The sequence below is a fragment of the Falsiroseomonas oryziterrae genome (genome assembly GCF_021864505.1).
Classification (GTDB): domain Bacteria; phylum Pseudomonadota; class Alphaproteobacteria; order Acetobacterales; family Acetobacteraceae; genus Falsiroseomonas; species Falsiroseomonas oryziterrae.
Genome location: NZ_JAKJIB010000133.1, coordinates 1 through 9,739, shown reverse-complemented (window position 1 = coordinate 9,739; position 9,739 = coordinate 1). Strand labels below are relative to the sequence as shown.

Annotated in this window: 10 protein-coding genes; 6 read left to right on the top strand and 4 right to left on the bottom strand. The window is 70.6% G+C overall.

Annotated elements, in window-relative coordinates:
* The 5 genes from L2I40_RS12305 to L2I40_RS12285 all read left to right on the top strand — a co-directional run.
* A partial coding sequence (locus tag L2I40_RS12305) for a DNA/RNA helicase domain-containing protein (protein WP_237215251.1) occupies nucleotides 1-522 on the top strand: 522 nt, incomplete at its 5' end.
* Between the two features lie 7 nt (nucleotides 523-529).
* A complete protein-coding gene (locus L2I40_RS12300; protein ID WP_237215250.1) occupies nucleotides 530-1,396 on the top strand; it encodes an endonuclease/exonuclease/phosphatase family protein in 867 nt (288 codons plus the stop codon).
* Nucleotides 1,393-2,616: an MFS transporter gene (locus tag L2I40_RS12295; protein ID WP_237215249.1), complete on the top strand. Its 1,224-nt coding sequence runs from the start codon at nucleotides 1,393-1,395 to the stop codon at nucleotides 2,614-2,616. Before L2I40_RS12300 ends, L2I40_RS12295 begins: the two co-directional genes overlap by 4 nt.
* A gap of 12 nt (nucleotides 2,617-2,628) precedes the next feature.
* Nucleotides 2,629-3,510: a polyphosphate kinase 2 family protein gene (locus L2I40_RS12290; protein ID WP_237215248.1), complete on the top strand. Its 882-nt coding sequence runs from the start codon at nucleotides 2,629-2,631 to the stop codon at nucleotides 3,508-3,510.
* Complete coding sequence (locus L2I40_RS12285; protein ID WP_237215247.1) at nucleotides 3,507-4,337, top strand: alpha/beta hydrolase; 831 nt, start codon at nucleotides 3,507-3,509, stop codon at nucleotides 4,335-4,337. Before L2I40_RS12290 ends, L2I40_RS12285 begins: the two co-directional genes overlap by 4 nt.
* A gap of 13 nt (nucleotides 4,338-4,350) precedes the next feature.
* Here the strand turns inward: L2I40_RS12285 and L2I40_RS12280 are convergent, their stop codons facing one another.
* From L2I40_RS12280 to L2I40_RS12265, 4 genes are all read right to left on the bottom strand, one after another.
* The gene (locus tag L2I40_RS12280) at nucleotides 4,351-4,692 is read right to left on the bottom strand and encodes a carboxymuconolactone decarboxylase family protein (RefSeq protein ID WP_237215252.1); all 342 of its coding nucleotides are present in this window, start codon (nucleotides 4,690-4,692) and stop codon (nucleotides 4,351-4,353) included.
* A gap of 94 nt (nucleotides 4,693-4,786) precedes the next feature.
* Nucleotides 4,787-7,135, bottom strand: a complete 2,349-nt coding sequence (gene clpA, locus L2I40_RS12275) for an ATP-dependent Clp protease ATP-binding subunit ClpA (RefSeq protein ID WP_237215246.1) — start codon at nucleotides 7,133-7,135, stop codon at nucleotides 4,787-4,789.
* A gap of 181 nt (nucleotides 7,136-7,316) precedes the next feature.
* Nucleotides 7,317-7,655: an ATP-dependent Clp protease adapter ClpS gene (gene clpS, locus L2I40_RS12270; protein WP_237215245.1), complete on the bottom strand. Its 339-nt coding sequence runs from the start codon at nucleotides 7,653-7,655 to the stop codon at nucleotides 7,317-7,319.
* A 301-nt stretch (nucleotides 7,656-7,956) separates the two neighbouring features.
* Nucleotides 7,957-8,481, bottom strand: coding sequence for a phasin family protein (locus L2I40_RS12265; protein ID WP_237215244.1), 525 nt, complete (start codon nucleotides 8,479-8,481; stop codon nucleotides 7,957-7,959).
* Nucleotides 8,482-8,831: 350 nt separating this feature from the next.
* Between L2I40_RS12265 and L2I40_RS12260 the strand changes: the two genes are divergently transcribed.
* Nucleotides 8,832-9,739: D-alanyl-D-alanine carboxypeptidase family protein (locus L2I40_RS12260; protein ID WP_237215243.1), on the top strand; the 908-nt coding region annotated here is incomplete at its 3' end.

Below are 9,739 nucleotides of genomic sequence, written 5' to 3'. Positions count from 1 at the left end.
CGGCGCCTCGCGCGCGGCCGGCGTCGTGCCGGGCTGGTCGCCGCGGCGGGGGCCCGGCGCCTCCGTGCCGAAGGGCTCGGCGTGCAGGCCGAGGACGTCGCCGACTGGTTCCTGCGTCGCTGGCCCGATGTGCGTGCCTCCGATGCGCTCGAGACCTTCGCCACGGAGTACGACTGCCAGGGACTGGAACTCGACGTCGTCGGCCTGTGCTGGGGAGGGGATTTCCTGTGGGACGCGGGCTGGCAGCCGCGCCGCTTCGCTGGCCAGGCCTGGCAGACCGTGCGCAACGCCGAGGAGCGCCGCCACATCCTCAACACCTATCGCGTGCTGCTGACGCGGGCGCGCTACGAGACGGTGATCTGGGTGCCGCGCGGCAGCCGCCGCGGCGATCCGTTCCATGACGTAACGCGCGACGGGGCGGCGCTCGACGCCGTCGCCGACCTGCTGCTGGCGGCCGGCGCCCGGCCGCTCGAATCCCTGCCCGCGACGCACCGCGACGTCCCGGCCCCGGCCCTGCTATAGCCGCGGGATGCGCCGACTGCTCGTCCTTGCCCTGCTCCTGCTCGCCGCCCCCGCGCAGGCGACGGAGATCAAGCTCGCCACCTGGAACATCGCCTGGCTCACGCTGAAGCCGACCGGTCACCCCGACCTGCCGCGCGACATCCGCGCCCGCGTGCCGGAGGATTTTCGCCTGTTGCAGGCCTACGCGACGCGGCTCAATGCCGACATCGTCGCGCTGCAGGAGATCGACGGCGAAGCCGCGGCGGCCCGGGTCTTCGACCCCGCCACCTACGTCTTCCACCTGACGGACGAGGATGACGTGCAGCGTCCCGGCTTCGCGGTGCGCCGCACGCTGCGCATCATCCGCCATCCCGACCTCGCCGAGCTCGACACGCGCGCCCGCGCGCGGCGCAGCCTCCGACGCGGCGCCGACATCACGGTCGAGGCGCCGGGCGGCGCGCGCATCCGCCTGCTTTCGGTCCATCTCGACGCCGGCTGCCGCGAGGATGCGCTCGACCGGAACCTGCCGCAATGCGAGGACCTGACCCGGCAGGCCGCGATCATCGCCCGCTGGGCCGAGGCGCGGCGGCGCGAGGGCGTCGCCTTCGCCATCCTCGGCGACTTCAACCGGCGCATGCCGGCGCGCGACGACTTCCTCCGCATGCTCGAAAGCGACCCGCCGCTCGCGCGGCCGACCGCCGGCTTCTCCTCGCCCTGCTGGGCCGATGCGCGCGGCGGGCGGCCGATGGTCAGCCACATCCTGCTCGGCGGCCCCGCCCGCGACTGGCTGCGGCCCGACAGCCTCGCCGTCATGGTCTATGCCGAACGCGACCGCAGCTTCCGCGAGCGCCTGTCCGACCATTGCCCGGTGAGCGTGCGGCTGCGGCTGCCGTGACGCCGCCGTCCTTCGCACGGCTCACCCTGCCGCTCGCGGGGCTGAATTTCGTCAACCAGGCGAGCCGCACGCTGATCGCGACGATCGGCCCGCTGCTCGCCGTGGAATTCGCGCTGTCGGCGAGCGAGCTCGGGCTGCTCGCGGCGATGTTCTTCGCCGCCTATGCCGCCGCGCAGCTGCCCGTCGGCCTCGCCATCGACCTCTGGGGCGCGCGGCGCGTCCAGGCGGTCCTCGCGCTCGTCGCCGCATCCGGATTCGCGATCTGCGCCGCGGCCGAGGGCGCGCTCATGCTCGCGACCGGGCGCGTCGTGACCGGCCTCGGCATCTCCGCTGGCCTGATCGCGATGCTCAAGGTGAATTCGCAGTGGTATCCGAAGGAACGCGTCGCCGGGATGACCGGCTGGGGCGTCTTCGTCGGCGCGCTCGGCAGCCTCTCCGCCACGCTGCCGGCCGCGATGCTCGTGCCGCTGCTGGGCTGGCGGGGTGTGTTCCTGCTGCTCGCCGCCATGGCCTGCGCCGTGTCCGCCTGGATCTGGCTGTCCGTGCCGGATCGCGGGCCGGCGCCGGCGCCGGCGCGCCGCAGCCTCGTGCAGGAGACGCGCGAGTTCGGCCGCATCTTCGCGCACCCGGCCTTCCTGGCGCTCGCACCCGCGGTCGCGCTGCTGTCGGCGATGAACTTCACCTATCAGGGTCTCTGGGCCGGGCCCTGGCTGCGCGACGTGGCGGGGCTCGACGATGCCGGCCGCGCGGCGCTGCTGCTGGTCTATGCGCTCGGGCTCATGGTCGGCAGCGCGGGGACCGGCCAGGCGGCGAGCGCGCTGCAGCGCCGCGGCTGGAACCCGATGGCGGTGCCGGTCGCGGCCATCCTGCTGATGATGGCGATCCAGGCGCTGTTCGTCCTCGATCCCTCGCACCATCCGGCGGTGCTGGCGGCGCTATGGTTCCTCTTCGCGCTCTGCGGCGCGGCGGGACCGGCGGGCTATGCGGCGATCGGGCAGCGCTTCGGCGCCGAACTCGCCGGGCGCGTCGCCACCGCGATCAACGTGGCGATGCTCGTGATCGTCTTCGCCCTGCAGAACGCGATCGGCTGGATCCTGGACCTCTGGCCCCGGACGGAGGCAGGCGGCTGGGCCTCCGCCGGCTATGGCTGGGCCTTCGCGGTCACGCTGTTCTTGCAGGCGAGCTCGGTCGCCTGGATGCTGCGCGGTCGGAACGCCTGAAGGGACCGCCGCATGGAAAAGCAGGTCGAGAAGCTGCTCGAGCGCTACCGCATCGAGGACGGCAAGGGATTCCGCCTGCGCGATCACAAGCCGGACGACGACGGCGGGCTCGACCTCGACAAGAACGGCTCGGCGGAGAAGCTTCAGCGCGGCGTCGATTATCTCGCCCAGCAGCAGGACATGCTCTACGCGCAGGATCGCTGGTCGGTGCTCTGCATCTTCCAGGCGATGGATGCGGCGGGGAAGGACAGCGCGATCAAGCACGTCTTCTCGGGCGTGAACCCGCAGGGCTGCCACGTCGCGAGCTTCAAGGCGCCGAACTCGACCGAGCTCGACCACGATTTCCTCTGGCGGCACCAGCAATGGCTTCCCCAGCGCGGCCAGATCGGCATCCACAACCGGTCCTGGTACGAGGAGGTGCTGGTGGTGCGCGTGCATCCCTCCATCCTCGAGAAGCAGAAGCTGCCGCCGAAGCTGGTGACGAAGCGCATCTTCGACGAGCGGCTGGAGGACATCGCCGCCTATGAGCGCTACCTCGCGCGGCAGGGCACGGCGGTGCTGAAGTTCTTCCTGCACGTCTCGGCAGAGGAGCAGCGCCGGCGCTTCCTCAAGCGCATCGACGAGCAGGAGAAGAACTGGAAGTTCAGCGCCTCGGACGTGGCGGAGCGCGAGCACTGGTCCGACTACATGAAGGCCTATGAGCAGGCGATCCGCGCCACCGCCGCGCCGCATGCGCCGTGGTACGTCGTGCCCGCCGACCGGAAGTGGTTCACGCGGCTCGTCGTCGTCGCGGCGATCGCGCGCGCGCTGGAAGGGCTGAACCTGCACTACCCCGAGGTCTCGGCCGAGCAGGCCAAGGCCCTGGTCCAGGCGCGGGAGGCGCTGACGGGGTGAGCCTTCTCGGTCCGCTGCTCGCCGGCGGCTGGCCGATGCACCTGGCAGGCTGGGCGACCCCGCGGGCCGGCGAGGAGCACCGCGCGCTGCGCTACGGCGCGCATGCGCGCCACCTGCTCGACCTGACGCTGCCGGAGCGGGTCGCGGCGGGGACGCCGCTGGTCGTCTTCTTCCATGGCGGGGCCTGGCAGTCCGGCTCGCGGACGCACTACGCCTTCCTGGCCCGCATGCTGGCGCGCGAGGGCTTCGCGGTCGCCCTTCCCGACTACCGGCTCTGGCCCGGGGCACGCTGGCCGGACTTCCTGGAGGATGCTGCGCTCGCGCTCGCCTGGCTGCGCATGGCGCCGGAGATCCCGCGCGGTCCGCTCTTCGTCATGGGCCATTCGGCGGGCGGCTTCATCGCCGCGTCACTCGCGCTGGATCCGCGATGGCTCGCCGAGGCGGGGATGCCGGAGGGCCGCGCCGCGCTGGCGGGCGGCGTGCTGGTGTCGGCCCCCGTCGCCTGGCAGCCGGACGACGAACCGATCCGAAGCATCTTCGCGCAGGCGCCGGGCGGACGCATCCAGGCCGTGCCGGACGAGACCGCATTGCGCGGTGCGCCGCCGCTGCTGCTGGTGCATGGCCGCGACGACACCGTCGTGGGCCCCTTCCACAGCGAGCGGCTGGCCCATGCGCTGCGGCAGGCAGGCACGCCTGCCGAGCTGCTGATGACCGAGGGCGCACATCTCGCGCCGATGGTCGCGCTCAGCGAGCCGGCGCGACGCTATGGCTGGACGAAGCCGGACGTCTGGGAGGCGTTATTGCGCTTCCTGCGTGGCGCGGCGTGAGCAGGCGCGGGCGTCAACCCTGTCCCGTGCCGTCGATCGCGTCCAGCACATGGAAGGAGTAGGTCAGCGCGGCGCCGGCGTTCAGCGCGACCGCGACGCCGAGCGCCTCCGCGATCTCCTCCTTCGTCGCACCCAGCGCCTTCGCCTTGCGCGCATGGGCGTCGATGCAGCCCTGGCACTTCGTCGTGACCGCGACCGCCAGCGCGATGAACTCGCGCGTCTTGGCGTCGATGTGCTTCGTCGTGGCGGCGCCGCGGTTGAGCGCGCCGAACCCCTTTATCAGCTCGGGGTGCAGCGCGGAGAACTCCTTGCCGCGCTCGCGCAGCCCAGCGCTGTAGCTGTCCCAATCCTCGATCCGCGTGTCCGTCGTCATCGCTGGTCCCCTCATGCAGAAGGCGCGGCCCCGACAGGACCGCGCCTTCCTGGTCGTCGCGGCAGTCGCCGCAAGCCTACTCAGCCGTCTCCGGCTCGCGCTCCGGCGCGTCGCCTTCGCCCTCCTCGGGCTTCGGCAGCGCAGGCGGCGGCACCTCGATGTACTCGAAGGCGAGCGCGCCGTCCTTCAGCCCGACCTTCACCGCGCCGCCCTTCGCGAGCTTGCCGAACAGCAGCTCCTCGGCGAGCGGCTTCTTGATGTGCTCCTGGATCACGCGCGCCAGCGGGCGCGCGCCGTAGAGCGGGTCGTAGCCCTTCTCCGCCAGCCATTCCCGCGCCGCGCTGGAGAGCTCGATCGTCACGTTGCGGTCGGCGAGCTGCGCCTCGAGCTGCATGACGAACTTGTCCACCACGCGCGCCACGATCTCCGGCGTCAGCCCGCCGAAGGAGATGATGGCGTCGAGGCGGTTGCGGAACTCCGGCGTGAAGAGGCGCTGGATCGCCTCCTGGTCCTCGCCCGCGCGCGTCTCCCGGCCGAAGCCGATGGCGGGCTTGGCAAGGTCGGCGGCACCCGCATTGGTCGTCATGATCAGGATGACGTTACGGAAGTCCACGGTCTTGCCGTTGTGGTCGGTCAGCTTCCCGTGGTCCATCACCTGCAGCAGGATGTTGTAGAGATCCTGGTGCGCCTTCTCGATCTCGTCGAGCAGCAGCACGCAATGCGGGTGCTGGTCGATGCTGTCGGTGAGCAGCCCGCCCTGGTCGAAGCCGACATAGCCGGGCGGCGCGCCGATCAGGCGGCTCACGCTGTGGCGCTCCATGTATTCTGACATGTCGAAGCGGATCAGCTCGATGCCGAGCGTCTTCGACAGCTGCTTCGCGACCTCGGTCTTGCCGACGCCCGTCGGGCCGGCGAAGAGGTAGTTGCCGATCGGCTTCTCCGGGTCGCGCAGCCCCGCGCGGGACAGCTTGATGGCGGCCGACAGCGCCTCGATCGCCTTGTCCTGGCCGAACACCATGGCCTTGAGGTCGCGCTCGAGGTTGCGCAGCGTCTCCTTGTCGTCGGCACTGACCGACTTGGGGGGAATGCGCGCGATCTTGGCGACGATCTCCTCCACGTCCTTCAGCGTCACCGTCTTCCGCCGCTTGTTCTCGGGCAGCAGCATGCGGCTCGCGCCGACCTCGTCGATCACGTCGATCGCCTTGTCGGGCAGCTTGCGGTCGTGGATGTACTTCGCACTCAGCTCGACGGCGGCGCGGATCGCCTCCGGCGTGTAGCGGACCTTGTGGTGCTTCTCGTAGTTGGTCTTCAGGCCCTGCAGGATCTTCACCGCATCCTCGAGCGTCGGCTCGTTGACGTCGATCTTCTGGAAGCGGCGGACCAGCGCGCGGTCCTTCTCGAAGTAGTTGCGGTATTCCTTGTAGGTGGTCGAGCCGATGCAGCGCAGCGTGCCCTGCGCGAGCGCGGGCTTCAGCAGGTTGGACGCGTCCATCGCCCCGCCGCTCGTCGCACCGGCGCCGATCACGGTGTGGATCTCGTCGATGAAGAGGACGGAGCCGGGCTGGTTCTCGAGCTCGTTCACCACCGCCTTCAGCCGCTCCTCGAAGTCGCCGCGATAGCGCGTGCCGGCGAGCAGGCTGCCCATGTCGAGCGCGTAGATGGTGCTCTTCAGCAGCACCTCCGGCACGTCGCCCTCGACGATGCGCTTGGCCAGCCCCTCGGCGATCGCCGTCTTGCCGACGCCCGGATCGCCCACGTAGAGCGGGTTGTTCTTGGTGCGCCGGCAGAGGATCTGGATAGTCCGCTCGATCTCCTGGTCGCGGCCGATCAGCGGATCGATCTTGCCCTGCTGCGCCTTCTTGTTGAGGTTGACGCAGTAGTTGGACAGCGCGTCCTGGCCGCGGCCGCCGCGCTGCGGCTTCTCCTCCTTCTCGGACTGGTCCTCGTTGGAGGCGGGCGTGCCCTGGACCGGCCGCGTGGTGGACCGCCCCGGTGCCTTGGCGATGCCGTGGCTGATGAAGTTCACCGCATCCAGCCGGGTCATGTCCTGCAGTTGCAGGAAGTAGACGGCGTGGCTCTCGCGCTCGCTGAAGAGGGCGACGAGCACATTGGCGCCCGTCACCTCGTCGCGGCCGGAGGACTGCACATGGATGGCGGCGCGCTGGACGACGCGCTGGAAGCCGGCGGTCGGCTTGGCGTCGCCGGCGCGGTCGGAGACCAGGCCGGCAAGGTCCTTGTCGAGGAATTCGGACAGGTCGCGCTTCAGCTTCTCGGCATCCACGCCGCAGGCGCGGAGCACGGTGGCGGCGTCGGTGTCGTCGGCGAGGGCGAGAAGCAGGTGCTCCAGCGTCGCGTACTCGTGGCGACGCTCGTTCGCGAGGCCGAGGGCGCGGTGGAGCGTCTGCTCGAGGTTGCGGGACAGCATGGGATGACGCTCCCTATCGGATGGCCGCGGCGCTCAACGGAACGCCCAGGCCCGGGTTGCCCTCAATGTGGTCTCTTCCTCTCCCTTGCGACAGGGCCCTGTCCTTGATTCCGCGCAGGGCGCCCGCGACGACTCGGTGGATGACGCACTTGCAATCCGGGCCAAGCAAGAAGCGCGCCCGTCACTCCTTCTCGATGGTGCACTGGAGCGGATGCTGGTTCTGGCGCGCCAGGTCCATCACCTGGGTCACCTTGTGCTCCGCGACCTCGTAGGTGAAGACGCCGCACACGCCGACGCCGCGGCGGTGCACGTGCAGCATGATGCGGGTCGCCTCCTCCCTGCTCTTGGCGAAGAAGCGCTCCAGCACGTGGACGACGAACTCCATCGGCGTGTAGTCGTCGTTCAGCATCAGGACCTTGTACATCGACGGCTTGCGGGTGCGCGGGCGCGCCTTGACCACCACGCCGGTGTTCGGCCCGTCCTGCCCGTTGCCCGTGTTGCGCCTGTCGTTGTCGCTCATGCCTGCCCTGATGCGCCTGTCCGATTGCGCGAGTGAAGCCGTCTCTGCCCTGCCTCGGCCATCCGCGGAGCCGGGCTGCCCCGCCGGCCGCGGCCAGGATATCGGAGCGCGGGGCTGCGAGTGAAGGGCTTGACGCGACGATCGCGCCACCCCGTCGATCGCGCCACCCCGCCACCGATCGGCCGGAACGACGAAGGGCCCGGCCGGATCGCCCGAAGGCGGCCCGGCCGGGCCCGACATGATCGGAATGGCCTCTCGAGGCCATCCCCGGGTCCGGGGCCTTGCGGCCCCGGCTGGAAGGTCAGGCCGCGAGCGGCTTGCCGAACTTCTCGACCGCCAGGTTCACGCGCGCGGTGAGCGGCGCATAGGCGGTCTCGGCGAGCTTGTAGGTCGCCTCCTGCAGCTTCGCCGCCTCGCTCATCGAGCGCTCGAGCGAAGCCTTGGCGAAGGCAGCCTGGATGTCGGCGGCCTCCTTCAGGCTCTTCACGGCGGCGAGCGCCTTCGCGCTCTCCAGCGCATGGTCGGTCAGCGCCTGGGTGGCGGCGAAGACCTGCTTGCCGATGTCCTGGAAGCCCACCGCCATCAGCTGCGCCGACTTGGTGAAGGCCTCGATGTTGCCGCGGCCGAATTCCGCCGCGTCCTCGGCCGCCTTGAAGAAGGTCTCGGCCTGCTTGGTCATCTGTTCCATACCGCTCTCCATCGCCACGCGCGCGCGCTGCGCGCCGTCCTCAACAACAGCCGTCATACGCACGCCCGCCGCGCTCGCCTCGGCCGCGGTGCCGGCCACCAGCGCGATCGCCCGCTTGCTGCCCTTTTCGGAGGCCATCGTTCGGTTTCCTTCAGCCACGCCAACGGGGCCACCGGCCCCGCCAGGAGCCAAGATCCCGGCTCCCGAGGGATTGCTGCGGTGCAGCACGAGCCGTGTCTATCGAGAATCGAGCGCCCGACGCAAGGCTTTTTTTGCAGCGCACAAAAACCGCCGCTCACTCTTCCGTGCGCCCGCAGCAGGCTCTCACGGATCCGTGTTGTCTCGACCCTGCATCAAGAGGCGCCGGCAAGCGGCTGTAACTGAACGAGGTTCTGGCAGTGCGGGCTGGACACTCGGGCCCGGTATGCAATAGATTGGCAACGTCGGTCGCAGCACGGGGGGTGCCGCGACGGGGGGACCGGATCTTCATGCGCCCATCGCGGCTTGGTGCCCTGCGTGCCGCCATCCTGGCCGGAGCGGCCCTCGCTGTCGCCATCGCGGCGCCCGCCAAGGCGCAGATCGGGTCGGACCGCTACGCGGCCATCGTCCTGGACGGGCGCACCGGCACCACCTTGGTCGCCGCCAATGCGGATGAGCAGCGCCACCCGGCCTCGCTGACCAAGATGATGACGCTCTACATGGTGTTCGAGGCGCTGCGCGAAGGCCGCCTCTCGCTCGAGAGCCGGATCGTGATGTCAGAGGAAGCGGCCTCCCGCCCCCCCTCCAAGCTCGGCATCCCGGCCGGCAACTCGATCAGCGTCGAGCAGGCGATCCTCGCCCTCGTCACGCGTTCGGCCAATGACGTCGCCGCCGCGGTCGGCGAGCGGCTGGGGGGCTCGGAGGCACGCTTCGCGCAGATGATGACGCTGCGCGCCCGCTCCCTCGGCATGAACCGGACCACCTTCCGCAACGCCTCGGGCCTGCCCGACTGGGAGCAGGTCACGACGGCGCGCGACATGGCCACCCTCGGCCGCCGCCTCTTCAGCGACTTCCCCGAGCGCTACCACTATTTCGGCGTCACCCACGCCCAGTTCGGCGGCATGCGCATCCGCAACCACAACCGCATGCTCGAGACCTATGACGGCGTGGACGGCATCAAGACCGGCTTCATCAACGCCTCGGGCTTCAACATCGTGACCAGCGCCAGCCGCGGCGGCCAGCGCGTGGTCGGCGCGGTCTTCGGCGGCTCCTCCTGGGTCGAGCGCGATCAGCACATGGCGAGCCTGCTCGACCAGGGCTTCGAGCGCCTGGGCGTGCGCGACGCCCGACCCGGCCCGGTTCTGGTCCGCACCGCGCAGGCCGCGCCGCTGGCCGTCACGCCGGTGCGCGGCGCCGC

Bases quoted from the DNA above. Each gene is read 5' to 3' on its own strand.
- L2I40_RS12290 (WP_237215248.1), top strand. From the start codon at position 2,629: ATGGAAAAGCAGGTCGAGAAGCTGCTCGAGCGCTACCGCATCGAGGAC.
- L2I40_RS12265 (WP_237215244.1), bottom strand. From the start codon at position 8,481: ATGGCCTCCGAAAAGGGCAGCAAGCGGGCGATCGCGCTGGTGGCCGGC.
- clpS (WP_237215245.1), bottom strand. From the start codon at position 7,655: ATGAGCGACAACGACAGGCGCAACACGGGCAACGGGCAGGACGGGCCG.
- L2I40_RS12300 (WP_237215250.1), top strand. From the start codon at position 530: ATGCGCCGACTGCTCGTCCTTGCCCTGCTCCTGCTCGCCGCCCCCGCG.
- clpA (WP_237215246.1), bottom strand. From the start codon at position 7,135: ATGCTGTCCCGCAACCTCGAGCAGACGCTCCACCGCGCCCTCGGCCTC.